The sequence below is a fragment of the Mesorhizobium sp. CCNWLY176 genome (assembly GCF_037153935.1).
GTDB classification, from domain to species: domain Bacteria; phylum Pseudomonadota; class Alphaproteobacteria; order Rhizobiales; family Rhizobiaceae; genus Mesorhizobium_M; species Mesorhizobium_M zhangyense.
In genome coordinates this window covers 411,508-433,448 of sequence record NZ_JBBBDZ010000003.1, presented here as the reverse complement: position 1 = coordinate 433,448, position 21,941 = coordinate 411,508, and the positions used below count along the sequence as shown (strand labels likewise).

Annotated in this window: 23 protein-coding genes; 12 read left to right on the top strand and 11 right to left on the bottom strand. The window is 61.3% G+C overall.

The window, feature by feature from the left end; genetic code table 11:
• The first annotated feature begins 121 nt into the window (after nucleotides 1-121).
• Complete coding sequence (locus tag WBQ96_RS07690; protein ID WP_165115736.1) at nucleotides 122-820, top strand: corrinoid protein; 699 nt, start codon at nucleotides 122-124, stop codon at nucleotides 818-820.
• Between the two features lie 61 nt (nucleotides 821-881).
• Here WBQ96_RS07690 and WBQ96_RS07685 read toward each other — a convergent pair whose 3' ends face one another.
• On the bottom strand, nucleotides 882-1,019 hold the full coding sequence (locus WBQ96_RS07685) for an entericidin A/B family lipoprotein (RefSeq protein ID WP_091915040.1): 138 nt from the start codon (nucleotides 1,017-1,019) through the stop codon (nucleotides 882-884).
• Nucleotides 1,020-1,103: 84 nt separating this feature from the next.
• On the opposite strand from WBQ96_RS07685, the gene WBQ96_RS07680 reads away from it, so the two are divergent.
• From WBQ96_RS07680 to WBQ96_RS07645, 8 genes are all read left to right on the top strand, one after another.
• On the top strand, nucleotides 1,104-1,736 hold the full coding sequence (locus WBQ96_RS07680; protein WP_165115738.1) for a DUF1638 domain-containing protein: 633 nt from the start codon (nucleotides 1,104-1,106) through the stop codon (nucleotides 1,734-1,736).
• Between the two features lie 54 nt (nucleotides 1,737-1,790).
• Nucleotides 1,791-2,369, top strand: coding sequence for a DUF4893 domain-containing protein (locus tag WBQ96_RS07675; RefSeq protein ID WP_336548890.1), 579 nt, complete (start codon nucleotides 1,791-1,793; stop codon nucleotides 2,367-2,369).
• Nucleotides 2,370-2,492: 123 nt separating this feature from the next.
• Nucleotides 2,493-3,272, top strand: a complete 780-nt coding sequence (locus tag WBQ96_RS07670; RefSeq protein ID WP_336548888.1) for a formyl transferase — start codon at nucleotides 2,493-2,495, stop codon at nucleotides 3,270-3,272.
• A gap of 145 nt (nucleotides 3,273-3,417) precedes the next feature.
• A complete protein-coding gene (locus WBQ96_RS07665) occupies nucleotides 3,418-3,723 on the top strand; it encodes a virulence factor (RefSeq protein WP_119816968.1) in 306 nt (101 codons plus the stop codon).
• Nucleotides 3,716-4,306, top strand: a complete 591-nt coding sequence (locus WBQ96_RS07660; RefSeq protein ID WP_165115746.1) for a methylenetetrahydrofolate reductase C-terminal domain-containing protein — start codon at nucleotides 3,716-3,718, stop codon at nucleotides 4,304-4,306. The genes WBQ96_RS07665 and WBQ96_RS07660 overlap by 8 nt, the downstream gene beginning before the upstream one ends.
• Nucleotides 4,303-5,403 carry a methylenetetrahydrofolate reductase gene (locus tag WBQ96_RS07655; protein ID WP_165115748.1) on the top strand — a complete coding sequence of 367 codons (1,101 nt, stop codon included), beginning with the start codon at nucleotides 4,303-4,305 and terminating at the stop codon, nucleotides 5,401-5,403. The genes WBQ96_RS07660 and WBQ96_RS07655 overlap by 4 nt, the downstream gene beginning before the upstream one ends.
• 63 nt (nucleotides 5,404-5,466) lie before the next feature.
• Nucleotides 5,467-6,441 (top strand): methyltetrahydrofolate cobalamin methyltransferase, encoded by a 975-nt coding sequence (locus WBQ96_RS07650; protein WP_336548881.1) that lies wholly within the window; start codon nucleotides 5,467-5,469, stop codon nucleotides 6,439-6,441.
• Between the two features lie 52 nt (nucleotides 6,442-6,493).
• Nucleotides 6,494-8,572, top strand: coding sequence for an ASKHA domain-containing protein (locus WBQ96_RS07645; protein ID WP_336548953.1), 2,079 nt, complete (start codon nucleotides 6,494-6,496; stop codon nucleotides 8,570-8,572).
• A gap of 149 nt (nucleotides 8,573-8,721) precedes the next feature.
• Here WBQ96_RS07645 and WBQ96_RS07640 read toward each other — a convergent pair whose 3' ends face one another.
• Entirely contained in the window at nucleotides 8,722-9,621 is a 900-nt protein-coding gene (locus tag WBQ96_RS07640) for a LysR substrate-binding domain-containing protein (protein ID WP_165115754.1), read from the bottom strand.
• 181 nt (nucleotides 9,622-9,802) lie between these two features.
• Here WBQ96_RS07640 and WBQ96_RS07635 point away from each other — a divergent pair, with 181 nt between their 5' ends.
• The 3 genes from WBQ96_RS07635 to WBQ96_RS07625 all read left to right on the top strand — a co-directional run bounded on the left by WBQ96_RS07635 (nucleotide 9,803) and on the right by WBQ96_RS07625 (nucleotide 11,723).
• On the top strand, nucleotides 9,803-9,988 hold the full coding sequence (locus WBQ96_RS07635; protein ID WP_336548879.1) for a hypothetical protein: 186 nt from the start codon (nucleotides 9,803-9,805) through the stop codon (nucleotides 9,986-9,988).
• A gap of 349 nt (nucleotides 9,989-10,337) precedes the next feature.
• On the top strand, nucleotides 10,338-10,481 hold the full coding sequence (locus tag WBQ96_RS07630) for a hypothetical protein (RefSeq protein ID WP_336548877.1): 144 nt from the start codon (nucleotides 10,338-10,340) through the stop codon (nucleotides 10,479-10,481).
• Nucleotides 10,482-10,784: 303 nt separating this feature from the next.
• Nucleotides 10,785-11,723, top strand: coding sequence for a GlxA family transcriptional regulator (locus tag WBQ96_RS07625; protein WP_442920807.1), 939 nt, complete (start codon nucleotides 10,785-10,787; stop codon nucleotides 11,721-11,723).
• A 99-nt stretch (nucleotides 11,724-11,822) separates the two neighbouring features.
• Here the strand turns inward: WBQ96_RS07625 and WBQ96_RS07620 are convergent, their stop codons facing one another.
• The 9 genes from WBQ96_RS07620 to WBQ96_RS07580 form a co-directional block, all read right to left on the bottom strand.
• Nucleotides 11,823-12,167: a peptidase inhibitor family I36 protein gene (locus WBQ96_RS07620; protein ID WP_165115760.1), complete on the bottom strand. Its 345-nt coding sequence runs from the start codon at nucleotides 12,165-12,167 to the stop codon at nucleotides 11,823-11,825.
• Nucleotides 12,168-12,266: 99 nt separating this feature from the next.
• Nucleotides 12,267-13,115, bottom strand: coding sequence for a DUF1194 domain-containing protein (locus WBQ96_RS07615; RefSeq protein ID WP_336548874.1), 849 nt, complete (start codon nucleotides 13,113-13,115; stop codon nucleotides 12,267-12,269).
• 114 nt (nucleotides 13,116-13,229) lie between these two features.
• Nucleotides 13,230-14,072, bottom strand: coding sequence for a DUF1194 domain-containing protein (locus tag WBQ96_RS07610; RefSeq protein ID WP_336548872.1), 843 nt, complete (start codon nucleotides 14,070-14,072; stop codon nucleotides 13,230-13,232).
• A 258-nt stretch (nucleotides 14,073-14,330) separates the two neighbouring features.
• Entirely contained in the window at nucleotides 14,331-16,892 is a 2,562-nt protein-coding gene (locus WBQ96_RS07605) for a GcvT family protein (protein WP_336548869.1), read from the bottom strand.
• Nucleotides 16,893-17,007: 115 nt separating this feature from the next.
• Entirely contained in the window at nucleotides 17,008-17,778 is a 771-nt protein-coding gene (locus WBQ96_RS07600) for an FkbM family methyltransferase (protein WP_442920806.1), read from the bottom strand.
• Nucleotides 17,779-17,780: 2 nt separating this feature from the next.
• Entirely contained in the window at nucleotides 17,781-18,971 is a 1,191-nt protein-coding gene (locus WBQ96_RS07595; RefSeq protein WP_336548866.1) for a hypothetical protein, read from the bottom strand.
• 24 nt (nucleotides 18,972-18,995) lie between these two features.
• Entirely contained in the window at nucleotides 18,996-20,468 is a 1,473-nt protein-coding gene (locus tag WBQ96_RS07590; RefSeq protein ID WP_165115770.1) for an aspartate aminotransferase family protein, read from the bottom strand.
• A gap of 9 nt (nucleotides 20,469-20,477) precedes the next feature.
• A complete protein-coding gene (locus WBQ96_RS07585) occupies nucleotides 20,478-21,485 on the bottom strand; it encodes an NAD-dependent epimerase/dehydratase family protein (RefSeq protein WP_165115772.1) in 1,008 nt (335 codons plus the stop codon).
• The gene (locus WBQ96_RS07580; protein ID WP_091915010.1) at nucleotides 21,482-21,910 is read right to left on the bottom strand and encodes an EamA family transporter; all 429 of its coding nucleotides are present in this window, start codon (nucleotides 21,908-21,910) and stop codon (nucleotides 21,482-21,484) included. The genes WBQ96_RS07585 and WBQ96_RS07580 overlap by 4 nt, the downstream gene beginning before the upstream one ends.
• Between the last annotated feature and the right edge of the window lie 31 nt (nucleotides 21,911-21,941).

The following is a 21,941-nucleotide window of genomic DNA, read 5'->3' as shown; positions in this document are numbered from 1 at the left end:
TCGCTTTCCTTTTGCAGGAAGTCGCAAATCAGCTATGGATTTGTACTGCTTGCGGGATAGGTATTGAAGCGAAATTGCGCGCCGCGCTGGATGGGTGCCTGCGGCCACGAGGAGCCTGAAAATGTCCGACGACGAAATCATCCTGTCCGAGCTTTCCGACGACGAACTCGTGCAGCAGATGCATGACGACCTTTACGATGGCCTCAAGGAGGAAATCGAGGAAGGCACCAACATCCTGCTCGAACGCGGCTGGGTGCCCTACAGGGTTCTGACCGAAGCGCTGGTCGAAGGCATGCGCATCGTCGGCGAAGATTTCCGCGACGGCATCCTGTTCGTGCCGGAAGTGCTTTTGTCGGCAAATGCCATGAAGGCCGGCATGTTCATCCTGCGCCCGCTTCTGGCCGCCACCGGCGCGCCCAAGCAGGGCAAGATGGTCATCGGCACGGTCAAGGGCGACATCCACGACATCGGCAAGAACCTGGTCGGCATGATGATGGAAGGCGCTGGCTTCGACGTGATCGACCTCGGCATCAACAATCCGGTCGAAAAGTATCTCGCGGCGATCGAAGAACATCAACCCGACATCATTGGCATGTCGGCCCTGCTGACCACGACCATGCCCTATATGAAGGTCGTGATCGACACGATGAAGGAAAAGGGCATCCGCGACGACTATGTCGTGCTCGTCGGCGGCGCACCGCTCAACGAGGAATTTGGCAAAGCCGTCGGCGCCGACGCCTATTGCCGCGATGCGGCTGTGGCGGTCGAAACTGCCAAGGATTACATGAAGCGCAAGCACAACATCCGCGCTTCGGCCTAAATGAAAAAGGCCGCACTCAAAGGTGCGGCCATTTCCCTGCGACGGAAATCCGGATCGAGGATTATTCGACGGTATCCTCGACGGCATTTGCCGTTGACTTGACGTCCTTGCCGACGCCGCGAACTGTGTTGGCGCAGGCCGATACCGCCAGGGCGCAGGCCAGAATGGCCGCGAGCGATGCAATACGTGACAGTTTCATGGACTGTGTCTCCCTCGTTGACTAAATAAATAGCGTTCAGACGTTAGTACGCGATCGGAAACGGGTTTGAGCCTAAGTGGTTCCATGGCGACCGCATCGAAGCACGCAAAAACGCAAGACGGCAAGCTGCTGGTGATCGGCTGCGGCATGCTTGCGCGCGAAATACTCGCCGTAAAAGAGCAGCTTGGGCTCGACCATCTCGACCTGACATGCCTGCCCGCCGAATTCCACTACTATCCCGACCGGATTGCGCCGGCGCTCGACAAGGCGATCGTCAAGGCAAAGGCGGACGGCTACGGCCAGATCTTTGTCGGCTATGCCGATTGCGGCAGCGGCGGCATGGTCGACCGCATTTGCGAGAAGCATGGCGTCGAGCGCATGGACGGACCGCACTGTTTTGCTTTCTATCAGGGCATGGAGGCGTTTCGGGCGATCGAAGACGGCGACATGATGTCCTTCTACATGACCGACTTCCTGTGTCGGCAGTTCGATGCTTTCTTCATCAAGCCGCTCGGGCTGGACCGGCATCCGGAACTGATCGCCGACTATTTCGGCAATTACGAGAAGGTCGTCTATCTCGCCCAGACCAACGATCCTGCCTTGGACAAGGTGGCGGAGGATGCCGCCAAGCTGCTCGGTCTCGCCTATGAGCGCCGCTTCACCGGCTATGGCGACCTCTCATCCTCCCTTGCCAAGGCGGCTTTAATCACGGCTTGATCACGATGCTGCCGGAATCACCGGCTCCCTTCGCCTTGAAACAAGGAGCCGACGATGGCATTTCGCAAAGCGCTTTTTTCTCTCCTGCTGGTCCTGCCCGCCTCGCAGGCGCTTGCAACCGGCGAGATCGAAAGCCTGATCACCCCAGCTGACCGCGCCCGGTTGGAAAAATACGATGCCACCCGCACGGAAGCGATCGACGAGGCCAAGAAGGGTGGCGCAGCCGCAGATGTGGCGACGCTCGACGCAATCCTTGCCAAGCAGCCCGTTTCCTTCACCGATTTCGACATGACCGGCAACTGGCAGTGCCGCACCATCAAGGTCGGCGGCAACCTGCCGCTGGTCGTCTATGGCTGGTTCAAATGCCGCGTCACCGACGACGGCTCGGGCTGGACGCTGGAGAAGCTGAGCGGCTCGCAGCGCACCAAGGGCCGCTTCTTCGCCGACAGCGACACCCGCCTCACCTATCTCGGCTCGTTCTTCGTCGCCGGCGACACGCCCAAGCGCTACCCGGCCAATCCCGACAGCGACCAGGCCGGCTATACATTCCGCACGGGACCGAGCGAATGGCGTATCGAATTTCCGGCACCACGCTTCGAATCCAAACTCGACATCCTCGAATTCAAGCGCTGAACTGCGGTTCACGGCGGCAAACTTGTCACTCCGGTTAAGCCGGCAGTAAGCTTACCGTGCGATTGTCCCGCGGGCCCTCGCCGCCTCGGCGTGGGCCCGCAGAAATCACCGTGACCGAATAGAATGACAGCCCACACAGACAACAAACCGATCGTCATGGTGACCGAGGGCGGTCCTCACATCTGGGCGATCATCAATGCCGTGGCAAATGCCTTCGGGCCTGTCACGGTCATTCTCGAAACGCCGGAATCGAAGGCCGCACTCCTCAAACGCCGGGCCCGCAAGCAGGGCTGGATTTCGGTCGGCGGCCAGGTCGCAACGATGGTCGTCAACCGGCTGGGCAAGCGCTTCTTTTCCGGGCATGCCGAGCGCCTGATTGCTGATGCCAGGCTCGAAACCGAGCCCCGCCCCGGACAGAAGATCATCCAGGTTCCGTCAGCCAATTCGCCAGAATTTCTGGCCGCGATCGCAAAAATAGACCCTGCGGTGGTTTTCCTCGCCGGCTGCCGGCTTCTGTCGAAGAAGACGCTCGCTGCGATAAAATGCCCGGTGCTGAACTACCATGCAGCGATCAACCCGAAATATCGCGGCATGAACGGCGCCTATTGGGCGCTGGCCACGGGTGACGCCGGGAATTTCGGCTCCACGGTGCATATTGTCGATGAAGGCGTCGACACCGGCGACGTGCTCTATCAGGTGCGCGGCAAGCCCGGCCCCGGCGACAATCTGATGTCCTACGCACTGCGGCTGGCCTCGCAGTCGCGCGAAATCTGCGTGCAGGCGGTCGGCGATGCACTCACTGGTCGCCTGAAACCGGTCGATACCGGCCTGCCCTCGATGCAATGGTATCATCCGCCGATCTGGACTTATCTCTGGAACGGCATCCGGCGCGGCGTCTGGTAATCGTCGCCCCTCAAATTTCCTTTTTAGCTCTGTTTCTTTGCGACATCGCTGCGCGTCGCTTTTGAATGCGCGCGCGTCGTCCCATAACAAGCAGCACCCCAACGGTTGCGGCAATGCTGAATGCCAAGAGGAAAGCGAGATTTCAATGGCCGATCTGATTATCGTCTACTGGCGCGACATCCCCGCCCAGGTCATCGTCAAGAAGGGTCGCACCAACGCCAAGCGCGAATTGCCGCTGCGTTTCACCGAGGCCATCGACATGGCCGCGATGCGGTCGGGTGCGGCCGAGACCGACGCCTATCTCGCCGAGTGGCGCAAGGCCGAGCCGCTGCCGGTAAGCGACGATCTCGAAGCCGAGGCGGACAAGGCCGTTGCCACGATTGACAGCGACTACACCCGCGAGCGGCTCGTAGCTTTGGCGAAAGCAGGCGGGACAGAAGAAAATGTCTGAAAACCAGCCGGCGGTTACCCAGGCCACATTGGTCAAGAAGGCAGCGCCGAAAAGCGACTACAAGCCCGCCGACGTGTCGCCACAGCGGCGCGTCCAGCGCTCCTATGCGATAAGGCTGTGGTCGATCCGCCATTCGCGGCTGCTCGAATGGTTTTATGCCCGCTTCGCCGACACGTTCCTGCTGCTCCATCCCCTGTGGAAGGGCATCGGCTACGGCCGCGTCGAAGCGCCGGTGAAGTTCATCGAGAAGCGCGCGAAAGGCTTCATGTTCGACTGCCGCATGTGCGGCCAGTGCATCCTGTCCTCCACCGGCATGTCGTGCCCGATGAACTGCCCCAAGCAGTTGCGCAACGGCCCCTGCGGCGGTGTGCGCGCCAACGGCAATTGCGAGGTCGAGCCGGACATGCCCTGCGTCTGGGTCAAGGCCTGGGAAGGCTCGCGCAACATGGTCAATGGGGATGCCATCCTGAACGTGCAGAAGCCGGTCGACCAGTCGCTTCGCGAAACCTCGGCCTGGCTGCGCGTTACCGCTCAGGCCGCCATGGCGCGCGAAGCGGCCAAGACCCCGGGAGCCTCGGCATGAACCCGCCGCGCCCGCCACAAATCGACGAGAACCCGGCCGGCATCGACCTGCCGCTCGACCGCCTGCCCGGCCATTCCTCGCGTGGCCGGCTGGAACGCGTGCTGCGCCGCGGCGAGTTCGCGGTAACGACCGAACTCAACCCCCCTGACAGCGCCGACCCGGAAGACGTCTACAACCGCGCGAAGATTTTCGACGGCTGGGTCGACGCCATCAATGCCGTCGATGCTTCGGGCGCCAACTGCCATATGTCGTCGGTCGGCATCTGCGCGCTGCTGACGCGCATGGGCTATGCCCCGATCATGCAGATCGCCTGCCGCGACAAGAACCGCATCGCCATTCAGGGCGATGTGCTCGGCGGAGCCGCCATGGGCGTCGCCAACATGCTCTGCCTCACTGGCGACGGCGTGCAGGCCGGCGACCAGCCGGGCGCCAAGCCCGTCTTCGACCTCGACTCGATGTCGCTGCTGGAAACCATCCGCATCATGCGCGACAACGGAAAATTCCTGTCGGGCCGCAAGCTGTCCACGCCGCCGCAGCTTTTCCTGGGTGCTGCGGTCAATCCCTTCGCGCCGCCTTTCGATTTCCGGCCAATCCACCTCGGCAAGAAGATCGCCGCCGGCGCGCAGTTCGTGCAGACGCAATATTGCTTCGACGTGCCGATGTTCCGAACCTTCATGGAGCGCGCCCGCGATCTTGGCCTGACCGACAAGGTTTTCGTCCTGTGCGGCGTCGGGCCGCTGGCCTCAGCCAAGACCGCCAAGTGGATCCGCTCCAACGTGCCGGGCATCCATATTCCTGATTCCATCATTGCGCGGCTGGAAGGCGCGCAGGACCAGAAGAAGGAAGGCAAGCAGCTTGCCATCGATATCATCAACGAGGTGAAGGAAATCCCCGGCGTTTCAGGCATCCATGTGATGGCCTATCGCCAGGAGGAATATGTCGCCGAGATCGTCGACGAATCGGGCGTGCTGAAGGGCCGCCAGCCGTGGAAGCGCGAAGTGCGCCGCGACGACCAGCTTGTCGCCGATCGGCTCGACCACCTGCTGCATGACAACGTGACCGAAACCCAGGTGGACATGGTGAAGACCGCCCACTGAGCGCCTGCTTGATCGAAACGAGAAACGATATAAAGAAGTCTTTATATCCTTACGGAGAAGTTCATGACCCGCACGATCGTCGCCTCGGCGACCCGAGAAATCATCATCGGCTTCGACCAGCCCTTCTGCGTGATCGGCGAACGCATCAACCCGACCGGCCGCAAGAAATTGGCCGCCGAGATGATCGCCGGCAATTTCGAGACGGTGATCAAGGATGCGCTCGAACAGGCCGCCTGCGGCGCCACCATGCTCGACGTCAATGCCGGTGTGACAGCCGTTGACCCGAACGCGACGGAGCCGGCGCTGCTGGTTCAGACGCTGGAGATCGTGCAGGGCCTGGTCGATTTGCCGCTTTCCATCGACAGCTCGGTGTCGGCGGCGATCGAGGCGGCATTGAAAGTCGCCAAGGGCCGTCCGCTGGTCAATTCCGTCACCGGCGAGGAAGAAAAGCTCGAAGCGATCCTGCCGCTGATCAAGAAATACAATGTCCCGGTCGTTGCCATCTCCAACGACGAGACCGGCATTTCCATGGACCCGGACGTGCGTTTCGCGGTTGCCAAGAAGATCGTCGAGCGCTGCGCCGATTTCGGCATTCCGGCGCATGACGTGGTGGTCGACCCTCTGGTCATGCCAATCGGCGCGCTGGGCGATGCCGGCCGCCAGGTGTTTGCGCTGCTGCGCCGCCTGCGCGAGGAACTGAAGGTCAACACCACCTGCGGCCTGTCGAACATCTCCTTCGGCCTGCCGCACCGCCACGGCATCAATGCCGGCTTCATCCCGATGGTCATCGGCGCGGGCATGACCAGCGCCATCATGAACCCGGTTCGCCCGCAGGAAATGGAAGCCGTGCGCGCCGCCAACGTGCTCAACGGCACCGACGCCAACTGCACCAACTGGATCAAGACCTACAAAGACTACAAGCCGGCCGAGGGCGGCCAAGCGGTTGCGGCTCCGACAGCAGTCAACGCACCGGGCGAAGGCGCCGCCAATGGCGGCCGCCGCCGCGGTGGGCGTGAAGCGCGCATGGCGCGGGGTTAGAGTAGAAATAGACGAACGCGGTCAGCAAGGGCTGGCCGGAAAGCAGCATACCATGAACTCTCCCGCCAACATCACCGATCCGCTCGTGCTGTTCATGCCGTCGGGCAAGCGCGGGCGGTTTCCGGTCGGCACGCCGATCCTTGATGCCGCGCGCACGCTCGGCGTCTATGTCGAGAGCGTGTGCGGCGGGCGGGCGACGTGCGGGCGCTGCCAGATCGAGGTGCAGGAAGGCAATTTCGCCAAGCATAAGATCGTCTCATCCAACGACCACATCTCGCCCAAGGGCGCCAAGGAGCAGCGCTATGAAAAGGTGCGCGGCCTTCCCGAAGGCCGCCGCCTCTCCTGCTCGGCCACCGTCCAGGGCGATCTCGTCATCGACGTACCGCAGGACACCGTCATCAACGCGCAGGTGGTGCGCAAGGCTGCCAGCGACCGCGTCATCGAGCGCAATGCGGCGGTGCAGATGTGCTATGTCGAGGTCGACGAGCCCGACATGCACAAGCCGCTTGGCGACCTCGACCGGCTGAAGGTGATGCTGGAAAAGGACTGGGGCTGGAAGGATCTGCTGATCGCCCCTCATTTGATCCCGCAGGTTCAGGGCATTTTGCGCAAGGGCAATTGGGGCGTCACCGCTGCCATCCACCGCGATATGGATTCGTCGCGGCCCTTTATCATCGGGCTTTTCCCCGGCCTGAAGAACGAGGCCTATGGCATCGCCTGCGACATCGGCTCGACCACCATCGCCATGCATTTGGTGTCGCTGCTGTCGGGCCGCATCGTCGCGTCCTCCGGCACGTCGAACCCGCAGATCCGCTTCGGCGAAGATCTGATGAGCCGTGTTTCCTATGTGATGATGAACCCGGACGGGCGCGAGGCGATGACCAAGGCCGTACGCGAGGCCGTCAACACGCTGATCGGCAAGGTCTGCGAGGAAGGCGGCGTCGACCGTCACGACATCTTCGACTGCGTCTTCGTCGCCAACCCGATCATGCACCATCTGTTCCTTGGCATCGACCCGACCGAGCTCGGCCAGGCGCCGTTCGCGCTCGCCGTGTCGGGCGCGCTGCAATTCTGGGCGCATGAGATCGACATCGACGTCAATCGCGGCGCGCGGCTCTACACGCTGCCTTGCATCGCCGGCCATGTCGGCGCGGATGCCGCTGGCGCGACATTGTCGGAAGGCCCCTATCGTCAGGACAAGATGATGCTGCTGGTCGATGTCGGCACCAATGCCGAGATCATCCTTGGCAACCGTCAGCGCGTGGTCGCCGCGTCGTCACCGACGGGTCCGGCTTTCGAAGGCGCGGAGATTTCGTCGGGCCAGCGCGCCGCCCCCGGCGCGATCGAACGCGTGCGCATAGACCCGCTGACGCTGGAGCCGAAATACCGCGTCATCGGTGTCGAACAATGGTCCGACGAAGAAGGCTTCGAGGAAGCCTCCTGGGCAACCGGTGTGACGGGCATCTGCGGCTCGGCGATCATCGAGGTCGTCGCCGAAATGTACCTGGCGGGCATCATCTCGGAAGACGGCGTGGTCGACGGCTCGCTCGCCGCGACCTCCCCGCGTATCATCCAGAACGGCCGCACCTTCTCCTATCTGCTGCGCGAAGGCCGTCAGGGCGAACCGCGCCTGACGGTAACGCAGAATGACGTCCGCGCTATCCAGCTTGCCAAGGCTGCTCTCTATGCCGGCGTGAAGCTCTTGATGGAAAAACAGGGCGTGGAAACCGTCGACACGATCCGCTTCGCCGGCGCCTTCGGCTCCTTCATCGACCCGAAATACGCGATGGTGCTCGGCCTGATCCCCGATTGCGACCTCGACGAAGTGAAGGCGGTCGGCAACGCAGCCGGCACCGGCGCGCTGATGGCGCTGCTCAACCGCAACCACCGCCGCGAGATCGAAAAGGAAGTAGGCCTGATCGAGAAGATCGAAACAGCGCTGGAACCAAACTTCCAGCAGCTTTTCATCGATGCGATGGCGCTGCCCAACAAGGTCGACCCGTTCCCGAAACTGTCGGCCGCCGTCAAACTGCCGCCACGCAAGACGGTGAGCGAGGATGGTATCGCCGGTGACGCGACACCGCGCCGGCGCTCACGAGAAGAACGCGCGGCTCGGCGCAACCGGGATTAGCTGTTAGAGACTGTTTTGATAACTCGCCCTGCCGAGGCAAATGGCGTGGTTTTCGAGAACCGGAGCGGAGCGTACTTAAAGTACGTGAGCACCGGAAGCGCAGAAAACCGCGTCAGATGACCGGCAGGGTAGAGTTAGCGAGCAGTCTCTCAGAACTTGCCGGTTTCGCGGAATAGTTCAAAGGCCGAGCGGATATGGTCGGCGACGGCGCGCACCGGCGCGCTGGCGTCAGATGCCACCACCATAGCCAGACTGTAGGTGCCGATATCGGGCATGCCGTCCTTTGAGCTGAGTTCCATCAGATCGCCGCCTATGAAGGAGCGCGGCAGCGGTGCCACGGCCAGATCGGCGAGGATGGCAGCGCGCTGGCCCGCCGTATGCGCGCTCATATAGGCGACGCGGTAGTTGCGCCCTTCCCGGCCAAGCGCTTCAACCGCGCCTGCCCGCCAGGCGCAGCCCTCTTCCCAAAGCGACACCGGCAGCGGTTCGCGCAGATGCGCGCAGCCACCCTTGGCGCCAGCCCAGACGATCGGCTCGGTCAAAAGCACTTCAGCGCCAGCCATGTTCGTCTTGTAGGAATTGGTGATGAGGGTGATGTCGAGCGTGCGGTCGTCCATGCGCCGCCACAAATGCTTGCTCTGGTCGATCGTCACGTCGACAGCGATCGACGGATGCGACTGGGCAAAGCGCTTCAGCACATGCGGCAGGATGCGTTCGCCGTAGTCGTCCGGTGAACCGAGGCGCACGACACCGACGATATCGGGAATGATGAATTTCGACACTGCTTCGCGGTTGATCGACAGAAGCCGCCGCGCATAGCCGAGCAGGACTTCGCCGTCATTGGTCAATGTCACCGACCGCGCGTCGCGCGAGAAAACCGAGCGCCCGAGCACGTCTTCAAGCTTCTTGATCTGCATCGAAACGGCAGAAGGCGTGCGGAAGACGGCATTAGCCGCGGTGGTGAAACTGCCCGTCTCGGCAATCGCCACGAATGTGCGCAACACATCAAGATCAAGCACCGGCAGCGGATGATTGAGTGGGGCTGTCATCGCTCTAACCCTTCAATTTTTCTGATCCAAGACATCATTTCATTTCGTTTGATTGAACATCACAACAGGAGGATAGTCAAGACTGTGAAGAGAGGCCGACGGGTACAGACACCAGGATCGACCTCGAGATGCGAAGCCCACAGCGATATCTTTTCCGTGGGGCAACCGAGAGGAGAATGAAATGTCTATTTTGTCGTCGATCGGCCGCTTTGCCGCCGAATACTCTGCCGCCCGCAACCGCTATCTGACGGAGCGCCAGGTTCGCTCGCTTCCTTTCGAAATCCAGAAGGATATCGGCTGGCCGGATAGTTACACGCGGCGCGACGTTACTCGCGCGTCACTTGGTGCGTGGGCCGGAAGCAAGTAATCATGCATAACCAGATCATGGCCTGCCGGACCCTCTCACAGAAGACCGGCGGGCCTTTTCTTTGCCCGGACCTTGCCACAAAGTAGACATGGCAGCCATGCGCGGCACGCATGACGCATATGAAGCAGTCGCATAGCCGGTTAATTTCACAGCTAAATACCTGTAATTGCTTATTTTATCGGCATACGACGCACAAAAACGTCGCAAATGATGTCGCTTTTCGCTTCAAGTAGTTCGTTTTCTCCACTTAACTTCCGCAACAGACCATCTATATGAGCGGCATCAAACGAGCTGCCCCACTCCATCAAGCGAAGGCACCCCGTGTAACCACTACGCATGGAGAAGTGTCATGAAGTTTCTTTCCCGTTTCCTGAACGGCAGCCGCCGCGAAATGAACCTGACGACTGCGCTTGAGCGTCAGCGTCTCGACAGGACGATGCCTGGCCAGTCCGGCGCCGTTGCCGCCGCCCGCCTCGGCTTCCTGATCCGCTAATTAGAATATCTCTGGCTCTGGATACAGGGCCCGACTTCCAGCAGCCGCGCCGGCCAAAACAGGCCGCGCGGCTTTTTCTTTGGAAGCAGTAGCCTTACCTAAGGTGATGCAAACAAGTCGATGTCGCAAATTTAGTTTTCGGCAAGCCCTCTACCCCATTGACAGCAATGGTTTTTCCTGATGACGCTTTGCTGATCGCGACATCGGGTTCGCGCCATCTTCGGTCTGCGTGAGGGTTCCTTGAACGCCGTAAAACATCCGATCAAACGGTCGCTTGTCTTCTTCCTCGTGCCTGATTTCACGATGATCGCCTTTGCGACTGCGCTCGATCCGCTCCGCTCGGCCAACCGTATGCTCGGCTACGAGGCCTATAAGTGGCGGCTTGCCAGCATCGACGGAAAGCCCGTCAGCGCGTCGAACGGCGTGCAGTGCGCGGTCAACACCTCGCTGGAGGAAGAGCGCAAGAAGATGGCAGGCCCCGACCGCCCCTCAATGGTGGTGGTGTGCAGCGGCATCAATGTCGAAAGATACCAGAACAAGTCGGCCTTCGCCTGGCTGCGCGAGGAGTACAATCGCGGCGTCGCCATCGGCGGGCTGTGCACCGGCGCGCATGTGCTGGCGGCTGCCGGCCTGCTGTCCAACAAGCGCTGCGCCATTCACTGGGAAAACCTGCCCGGCTTCTCGGAAGCCTTCCCCAAGGCCAATGTCTTTGCCGACCTCTTCGAGGTCGACCAGAACATCTACACCTGCGCCGGCGGCACTGCCGCGCTCGACATGATGCTGAAGCTGATCGGCGACGATTTCGACGATAATCTCGTCAACCGCGTCTGCGAACAGGTGCTGACCGACCGTGTGCGCAGCCCGACCGACCGCCAGCGCCTGCCACTGCGCGCCCGCCTCGGCGTTCAGAATTCCAAGGTGCTGACCATCATCGAACTGATGGAGGCCAACCTTGCCGAGCCGCTGTCGCTGATCGAGATCGCCGATCATGTCGGCCTGTCGCGCCGCCAGATCGAACGCCTTTTCCGTACCGAGATGGGCCGCTCGCCGGCACGCTACTATCTCGAGATCCGGCTCGACCGCGCGCGGCATTTGCTGATCCAGTCATCGTTGCCGGTGGTGGAAGTGGCGGTCGCCTGCGGTTTCGTCTCGGCCTCGCATTTTTCCAAATGCTACCGCGAGCTTTATGCGCGCTCGCCCCAGCAGGAACGCGTCGACCGCAAGCAGTTGCTGGCGGCTTGAGGTCGGGCAGAGCGTTCAGTTAAAGCAATTCCAGGAAAAGTGCTTAGCGGTTTTCCGTCCGGAATTGCGTAAAAACAAATAATTAGAGCCGCGCACTCACTAACCGTCGCAGTAGCATTCGGCAGATGAGATCTCGTCGTTCCAGTCGCCAACATGGCGATCGTTGCGGCGGAACTCCTGCGACCTGCCGCCCATGCGGGTATCTTCGTACACCACCAGCGAACAGCCGCGCGCGACGCGAATCGACGAAACGCGGTCGTTCCAGAATTGGCCGCTGCGAAAGCTGACCGCCTGATCCGGCTGCATCCGCAACGCGCGCCCGCTATAATTGCTGTCCTCATACATCACGCATGCGACGTCGCGATATTCGTTATAATACTGGGCGCTGGCACTGCCAACCATCACCACCGAGGCGAACGCCGCAATAGCTGCAACACGTTTCATGATTCTCATTTCCCTCTCAGGCTGTATCCCAAAAACTTAGAGATGCGATCCTCGTGGCCAAACTTTGGCAGCGAGTCGCGGAGGATGAACACCGCCAGTCTACCGGCTTTCCCACATCCAGGAACGGTCGCGCCACAGCTTTTCACCAACCATGCAGTCATACGGCGCTGTGGCCTGAGCCAGCACGACCGGAAGCCCCTGCTCCGCCTCGGCGCGCCAGGGCTGCGACCATGGGCCGGCCAGTTCCAGCACCAGCTTGCGGCGGATCGCTTCCGGGAACTGTTCCCAGTCATTGACCGGGATCATGAACGCCCCCGGCCCGCCGATGACGCAGTCATTGTAGTATTTGTCGAGTTCGGCGACGTCATAGGCACTGGCGAGCCCGCCATTGGTCATCAACGGCAGGCCGTTGATGGTTATGCCCTGCCGGACAAGCGCATCGCGAATTCCCTGCACAGGCGCGCCCTGGTTGTTCGGCCCGTCACCGGAAACGTCGATGACGCGCTTCATGCTGGTAAATCCGCTTTCGGCGAAAAGGTCGCCGCCGAATTCCAGCGCGCCCGAGATCGAGGTTCGGCGCGCGCTGTTTGGCGGGCTGGCCGAAAGCTGTGCTGCGACACGCTCGGCATCCTCGCGGCTTGCGATGACAGTCCACGGCACGATGACATGCTGGGTGGTTGCGCCCGCCCATTCAAAAAAGGTCACTGCGATCTTGCCATGGACGCCATCTGCAATCGCCTGCAGCACATCGTTATGGGTAAGGGCCGCGGCATAGCCGTGGCGCTGGATTTCAAGCTCGTCGGGCGACATCGACAGCGAGACATCGACCGCGAGCACCAGTTCGATATCGACCTGTTCGGCGGCAAAACCCTGTGGCGCGAAGAGAAGTGTCAGCGCAAGGGCTGCGCCGCCTGCAAGAACATGTCTGATGCGAAGCAAACGAGACATGCATCGAAGGTACGCGAAAATCTGCGGTTGAAAAGAAAGCCCGGTTTTTTGCCGGGCCTTTTCCATTCACATTTTCGCGATTGCTTGAATCGAATTTCGCAAGAAGCCGCCTGCTTAAGGATCGTACATCCGTTGCCGCCCGCGGTCTCCCTGCCAGAGTTTTTCGCCGATCATGCAGTCATATGGCTGCTTGGCTTGCGCAAGTATGACAGGCACTTTCTCTTCATGCGACCGTGGCGGCCGACTGGCTAGCTCCAGCAGAAGCTTGCGGCGGATGGCTTCGGGAAACTGCTCCCAGCCATTGACCGGCATGACAAATGAGCCCGGTCCGCCAATCACGCACTCGCTGTAATAGGTGTCGAGTTCCTCGACCTCATAGGGCAGCAATTCGGTGCCCGCCGCCATCACCGGCAGGCCATTGATGGCGATCTTTTGCCGAACGACGGCATCCCGCGCCGCATCGACCGGCCGGCCTTCATTGTTCGGCCCGTCGCCAGAAATGTCGATGACACGTTTGAAGCTCTGAAACCCGCTCTCGGCAAACAGATCGGCGGCGAAATGCAGCGCGCCGGAGATCGAGGTTCGCCGCGACTGGCGCGGCGGCATGGCAGAAATGCGTTGTGCGACCCCCTCGGCATCCTCGCGGCTTGCGATGACCGTCCAGGGCACGATGACATGCTGCGAGGTACTGCCCGCCCACTCGAAATAGGTGAGCGCGATCTTGCCATGCGCGCCGTCGGTAATCGCTTCCAATACGCGCGGGTCCGTCAGCGCCGCCGCATAGCCGCGCCGCTGTATTTCCATCTCGTCGGGCGACATCGACAGCGACACGTCAACGGCCAGCACCAGCTCGATATCAACCTGCTCGGCGGCGAAACTATGCGGGGCGCAAAGAAACGTCAGCGCAACAGCTGCGCTGGCTGCAAGGACATGTCTGATGCGTGGCAAACGAGACATGAATTGCAAGGTACATGAAAACCAACGGTTGAGAAGACCGGAGGATGTTCGTCTTAGTAATGAGAGTCAGCGCTGCCCCTCATCCGCCTGCCGGCACCTTCTCCCCGTATAGTGACGGGGAGAAGGGAGAGGCGGCGACGTCGCGGCCAGCCTCCTTCTCCCCGTCACTATACGGGGAGAAGGTCGCGGCAGCGGGATGAGGGGCAGCACCAACCTATATCGGTCAGCGCCCTACTCTCGCGATACCAGCAAGCACCCTCAGCTCCGCGGCTTGAGGTTCTCCGGGTCATACAGCGGCTTGTAGCCAACGGCGGCCACTTCGACCGGATAGGTCTCGCCAAAGTATTCGACAGCGAGCTTGCGGCCTTCCTGGCAATAGGCGTGCGGCAGGTAGGCGAGCGCGATGTTCTTGCCGATCGTCGGGCCGTAGGCGACGGAAGTCGTGTAGGAGCGGCGGCCGAGGTCGTCGACCAGCACTGCGCCGGTGTCAGCATCCATGACTGGCATGCTGCCGACGGGATAGCGCTTCACGCCCTTGCTGTCGGTGTTCTCCGTCATCACGAGCGTGCACAGAATGGCGGGCTGGTGCTCGCGCGCCTTGTATTCCAGATGCTTCGCCTTGCCGCGGAAATCCGCTTCCTTGACCTTCGGGCGGGCAAGATCGGCCTCGATCAGGTTGTACTGGGTCAGGAGATCGCCGTTCTGCAGGCGCAGGCTTTTTTCCATGCGGCGGGAATTCGCGTAGGTCTCGACGCCGAAGGCCATGACGCCGGTGGCGCGCAGCGCATCCCAGACGGCAAGGCCATCCTCGTATTTCATGTGAAGTTCCCAGCCCTGCTCGCCGACATAGGAAATGCGGAAGGCGGTGACCGGCTTGCCGGCGATTTCGATCGGCTTGATCGCGGCGAAGGCGAAGTTTTCGATATCGAGGCCGGCCGGGTCGGCGACCACCTTTTTCAGCGTGTCGCGGGCATTCGGCCCCCAGATGCCGATGGTGATGAATTTTTCCGAGACGTCGGTGATGGTGACGTCGAGGCCGCGATCCTCGGCAACGCGCTTCATGTAGTGGAAGTCGCGCGGGCCGGCATCGGCGCCGTTCACGAGGCGGCAGCGGTCGGCCATGCGGAAGACCGTGAAGTCGGCGCGCACCATGCCCTGGTCGTCGAGGAAGTGGGTGTAGACGCCCTTGCCGATGTTGCCGTCCCCGCCGATCTTGGCGGCGCAGAGCCATTCGAGCAGCTCGACATGGTCCGGCCCCTCGATATCCACCATATGGAAGTGCGAGAGATTGACGATGCCGCAATCCTCGCTCATCGCCAGATGCTCGGCATTGGAGACGCGCCAGAAATGGCGGCTATCCCATTCGTTCTCGCGCACCGGCACGCGGTTGCCGTATTTTTCCAGAAGGTGCTCATTGGCCTTGTAGCCATGCGCACGTTCCCAGCCGCCGAGTTCCATGAAATAGCCGCCAAGCTCGACTTCGCGCTCGTAGAAGGGCGAACGCTTGACGTTGCGGCCGGTGCCGTAGGGCTCGCGGGTGTGCACGGCCGGGAAGTAGATTTTTTGCGCGGCCTCGTAGGTGCGGCCCTCGATGAATTTCTCTTCGAGCTGGTGCGGATAGAAGCGCGCATAGTCGATGCTGTTATGGTCGATCTCGGTGCGGCCGTCCGTCATCCAGTCGGCGATGAGCTTGCCGTAGCCGGGACCGTCCTTCACCCAGATGGCGACGCAGTACCACAGGCCACGCACCTTCTGGCTCTCGCCGCAGGAAGGGCCGCCCGCAGCCGAGACCTGAAGCAAGCCGTTGAAGGAGTGGCTCTCATTGTAGCCGAGTTCGCCGAGGATCGGCGTCAGTTCCATCGCCTTTTCGAGCGGCTCGAGGATCTGCTCCATGTCGAGGTCGCGCTGTGAGGGCGACAGGCGCGCCTGGTGCTTTTCGAGAATGTCGCGCGGATGGCAGAGGCGCGGATTGGTGGTCTCGTAGTAGCCCCACTCGATCTGGCCGCCTTCGGTGGTCTTCGGATCGCCGGTGTCGCGCATATAGGCGGAGTTGCCCTGGTCGCGCAGCAGCGGATAGCCGATCTCCTTGCCCGTCCCTTCGAACTCGTTGTACGGACCAAAGAACGTCAGCGGGTGGTCGACCGGCATGACCGGCAGGTCCTCGCCGACCATCTCGGCGATCAGGCGGCCCCAGATGCCGGCGCATACGATGACGTGATCCGCCATGATCGTGCCGCGATGCGTGACGACGCCCTTGATGCGGCCATTCTCGACGAGAAGCGAGGTCGCCGGCGTATTGCCGAAGACCTGAAGCTTGCCGGATTTTTCGGCTGCATCGACCAGCTTGCCGGCGACCGTCTGCGAACGCGGGACGACAAGGCCGGCATCGGGATCGAACATGCCGCCCATGACCTGATCTTCCTCGATCAGCGGGAACATCTTCTTGATTTCGGCCGGAGAAACGTAGTGTGCGCGGGTGCCGAAGGCTTTGGCGGAGGAAAGCTTGCGCTTGATCTCTTCCATCCAGGTATCGTCGCCGGTGCGCGCGACTTCCAGGCCTCCGATGCGGGCGTAGTGGCCCATCTTCTCGTAGAAATCGATGGAATACTGCGTGGTCCAGACCGAAAGATAGTCGTGGCTGGTCGTGTAGCAGAAGTCGGAAGCATGCGCCGTCGAGCCGATGTCTGTCGGGATGCCGGACTTGTCGATGCCGACGATGTCGTCCCATCCGCGCTCGATCAGGTGATGGGCGATCGAGGCGCCGACGATCCCGCCCAACCCGATGATGACGACCTTCGCCTTTGCCGGAAACCCTGCCATTGACTGCTGCTCCAAAGTGGTAATGCGGGCAGACTATAGGGCGAGGCGGCAGCGTGATTGCAGCCTGTTTGCGACATTCCAAAAAAGCCGAGCGACGGGCGGCCTCCGCAACCTATTAAGCGAATGCCCAGACGTCCTCGGCGTAGATGCCGACGTGGTAGCCGGCGGTCTTGAGCTTGACGACGACATTGCCGATTTCTGCCGCCGGCAGCGCACCGATCTCCACCTTGATCATGCCCGGACGATAGCGCTCGAGGTCGAGCTGATCGAAGACGATCCAGTCGGCACCCTCGCAATCGACGAGGAAGGCGTCGATATGCTCGACTTTGTTGCGGTCGAGGACGGATTGCAGCGTGTCGGAGGGAACCTCTATGTCCCTGAGGTAGGGCGCGAATTTCTTGAAATCGATATCCGCTTCGCCCCAGGCGTTCTTGCCCGACATCAGGTTGGTGTCGGTGATGGAGGAGCAGCCGATGAACTCGATCGGCAGCGTGCCGGCTTCGAGGGCTGCCGCATCGAAAGTCTTCACGGTGATCGAGCCGGGTTTTGTGGTGATCGCCAGCGGCTCGATCCTGAAACGCTCCGTATCAGGATAGTTCTTGCGCAGGCGCTGCTGGTTGTAGGGGATCGGTTCGACCAGCACGGCGCGCGCATTCGGAATGCGGTGCAGCCACGGCGTCACGTCGTCGAACAATGCGCCGTCGCAAGCGCCGACATTGACCATCTGGAACGGTCGCCCGCGCCCGAAACGGGCATTGAGCGCCGCCCAGGCGAGAAACCGCGTGCCCCGGAGCGGCGCGCCGCGATTGAGGATGCCGACCGGAACGCCCAGCGCCAGAACGACGCGAACGAATTCCATGAAGACCGAGGCTTCGGCTCCGTCCATGATCATGCCTTTCCGGCTGCGATGTCGAAACGCGGCTTCCACATGACGACGAGAAGCATCGCCATGCCTGCGAGGAAAACGAAATAAAAGCGGTCGTCAGGCAGCGGGAAGCTGGCGAACTTGCCGAGCGTCCCGATGGCAAGGGCAAACATCAGCGCATTCTCGCGGCCCGTTCCCGTCCTGCCGGCGCGCCACAACAGCGCCCAGCCGGCCAGGATCGCAAGGAAAAGCGGTGGCCAGTCATTGTCGAGCAACGCCACCGCAGCACCCCGCGCATACCCCTTGACGAAGGCGGCAAGCGAAAAGTCCGGGTGGAAATTTATCATCGAGTTCTGGATCTCGACGCAGGAGAAATAGAAATGCGCCCACCAGCCGGGATGGCCGCCGAGTTTCGAGATCAGCAGACAAGCTGCGAAGGAAGCAACGAAAGTGAGTGCGATCGGCAGGAGCCGCCAGCCGAAGGCTATCGCCGTCAGGAGCAGCGCGAAAATGAGGATGATGTTGTCGGGTCGCACGAACACCGACAGGAACAACAGCAGGCAGGCAGCTATGTCGCGCTTCTTGGCCAGCAGATAAAGCGCGCCCATGGATATCAGGGCAAGCAGCATGTCCGGCGTCACCGCAGTCGTCATATGGAAAGCATCGGCAACGATAAGCGCCGGCGCCAGCAATATCGCCCCTTGAAGCGCTTGTTCGCGGCTTAGCCAGAACAGGCAGATCAACGCAAAGCCAAGCACCGGAATTACGGACAGCAGGATTGCCGCCCTCGTGATACCGGTGAAGGGCTCCAGCGCGCGCAGCGCCTCAATGTAACCGAGCTTCACCCGGAACATCGACAGCTGGGACTCGAAATCCGCCGGGTTTTCCCACTGATGGCGGTTGTAGGGATTGCCGTATTGCAGATTGTAAAGCTGTGCCTCGCGCGCGCCTTCGCTGACAGCTTTCCAGGTCTCGGCGTGAAGCTGCTCCGGGCTTTCAGTGCGATTTTCGAGCGCGCTGGCTATGTAGGCGACCATGTCCCAGTTGTAGTCCGGCCGCACCCAGGTATAGGCGGCAACGAACAGGAAGATGGCGAGGAAGAAGACGGCAGCGATCCGGTCGAGCAACGTCCGGTTCGACGCCGCCCTGCCGAGCGCTTCAGCCGCTCCCGTTCCCATTGCCCAACCAATGGCTGTGCCCTGCAACTGCGCCATGCCCTGCCCCTACCTTGATGGCCCTTATTTCATCTGCGATTTCACGAAATCCTTCACGATCGACACGATGCCGCGCGACAGGAGATCGTCCATCGAATCCACGAGCTTGTCGACATGCTCGCGCTGGCAGATCAGCGGCGGCAGCAGGCGGATGACGTTGCGGTTGTATTCGGTGAAGGCCACCAGCACGTCATAGTCTCGCAGCAGCAGCGCGCCGACGAAACCCGAAAGCGAGCCCTTCAGCTTTTCGTCCAGAACGCTGACGACCGGACGCAGCACCATCGGCAGCGTCTGCGAGAAATCGTGGAATTCGAGGCCGACCATAAAACCCTTGCCGCGAACGTCCTTGATGATCTTCGGATATTTCGCCTGCAGCGCCTGCAGCCGTTCGAGCAGATAGTCGCCGGTGACGGCGGCGTTCTCGATCAGCCCTTCGTCGTAAAGAACATTCAGGGTCTCGATGGCCGTGATGGAAGCCTCGCCGATACCGCCGAAGGTGGCGGCGGCATGGATCATCGCCGTCTTCGGCGTGCCATAGGCCTTCATGTAGATGTCCCGCTTGGCGATCATCGCCGCCATCGCCGACTTGCCGCCGCCGAGCGACTTCGCCACCGCCGTCACATCCGGCACCACGCCGTAATGCTCGAACGCATAGAAGCGGCCGGAACGGCCGACGCCGCACTGGACCTCGTCGGCAACCCAGATGACGCCATGCTTGTCGCACAGCGCGCGCAGCTTCTGCCAGAACTCGGCGGGCGCCTGCACGATGCCGCCACCGCCCTGAATGGTTTCAAGGATGATGACGCCGATTTCGGGATCGGACTTGAACGCCCGCTCGATCGCGTCGATGTCGCCGAAGGGCACGCGCACGGTGTTGTCGACCAGCTTGAACTCGCCGCGATAAAGCTGGCCGTCAGTGATGGCCAGCACGCCCTTGGTCTTTCCATGGAAAGAGTTTTCAGCATAGACGACCTTGGACCGTTTCGGGCCGGCGGCGCGCTCGGCGATCTTGATTGCCGCTTCCATCGCTTCGGAGCCGGAGGAGCCGAGGAAGACCATATCGAGGTCGCCCGGAGAGATCTGCGCCAGATTGTGCGCAAGGGCTGCCGCATATTGCGACATGAAGGCGATGGCGATTTCCTGGCGCTTCTCGTCCTGGAATTTCTTGCGCGCCTCGATTATGCGCGGGTGATTGTGACCCAGCGCCAGCGAGCCGAAACCACCGAAGAAATCGAGGATGCGCCGACCGTTCTGGTCGACATAGTACATGCCTTCGGCGCTCTCGATCTTGATCTTGTGGAAGCCGAGCAGCTTCATGAAATGAAGCTGGCCGGGATTGAGATGCGCCTTGAACAGGTCGGTCATGCGGGCGACATCCATCGCCTTGGCCTGCTCGACGCTGATGAGATCGGGCTTGGCGATCGTTACCGGCGAAAGGCTTGGCGCAGCTAAGACGGCACGGGCATCATTGGTGTTCGGCTTGGTCATGACGGTCATCGATATCCCCTATTCGGCCGGAACGTGTTTCGCGGCCACAACAGGACCGTCTTTCTTGGCGCGATATTCCTTGTAGGCGGCGATCAGCATGTCCTCGTCGCGATACTGCGGCACCCAGCCGAGCTGCCGTTCGCCTTTGGAAACGTCGAGAACGCATTCCTCGTCGGCGATCAGATACTGCTCCGGGTCCATGATCGGCATGTTCATCAGGTCGAGCAGGTCGAGCGTGCGCTTGACCGCCCAGCCTGGCGTCGGGATCAGGATCGACTTCGAACCGGCATGCTTGACCAGATCGCCCAGAAGCTTGCGCACCGGCGGCGGGTTGAGCGAGCCGAGATTATAGGCCTCGTTCGGCACGCCGGCTTTCCAGGCAGCGCGTGCAGCTTCCGCGCAGTCGAACACCGAGATAAACTGATACGGGTTCTTGCCCGAGCCGATCATCGGAACGGGCAGGTTCCAGTCGATCAGCTTGAACAGCTTTTCGAGGATGCCGAGACGGCCGGGGCCGATGATGAGGCGCGGGCGGAACAGCGAGATCGCCATGCCGCGCTTGCGCCATTCGACGGCTAGTTCCTCGGTCTTCAGCTTGGACCAGCCATATTCGCCGAGCGGCGAGACCGGGTGCTCCTCGGTCATCGGATAGGTCACGGTGTGGCCGTAGATCATGTCGGTGGTGAAGTGCACAAGGCGAGAAGCCCCTGCCCTGTCCATCGCCTGCATGATGTGCTCGGTGCCGTGAAGGTTCACCGGAAAGAAGAAATCATGGCGCTTGGCCCGAACCTGGATCGGCGACAGCATCTTGGCCGACAGATTGTAGACCATGTCGTCGGCCTTGATGCCAACAGCGTCCACGGATGCCGGCTCGGTCACGTCGCACTGGACAAAGCCGGCGTTACGGTAGTGCGGCAGGTCGCTCTTGACGATGTCGGCGACGATGACTTCCTGTCCGTCGGCCAGAAGCTTTGGCGCAAGATGGCGGCCGACGAAGCCGTCGCCTCCAAAAATGATGTGTCTCATTGTGCAAGCTCGCTTGTCTGAACAGGTTTCGAAAGATCGCCCGCTTCTTCGTGTCCGCTGCCGCCCTGGGCGATCAGTATAGTGCCGACACAGATGAAGCCGATGCCGGCGATACGCCATGCATTGAGGTCTTCACGGAAGACAAAATAGGCGAATACTGCGACCGCGACATAGGCCAGGCTGAGGAAAGGATAGGCGAAGGAAAGCTCTACCTTCGACAGCACGTAGAGATGCGAGGCCATGGAGATGACGAACGTGGCAAGCCCGGCGAATACCCATGGGCTGAACACGATCTGAAGTATCTTCAGGATGGGATTGACCCCGGCAAAGGTGATCGGCCCAAGCGTCATCATGCCGTGCTTCAGCATTAACTGCGCCGCCGCATTGGTCATGACCGTGAAAAGTATGAATGCGATGTATTTCATGTCCTACCCACCCGTCACGCTCTATAAAACA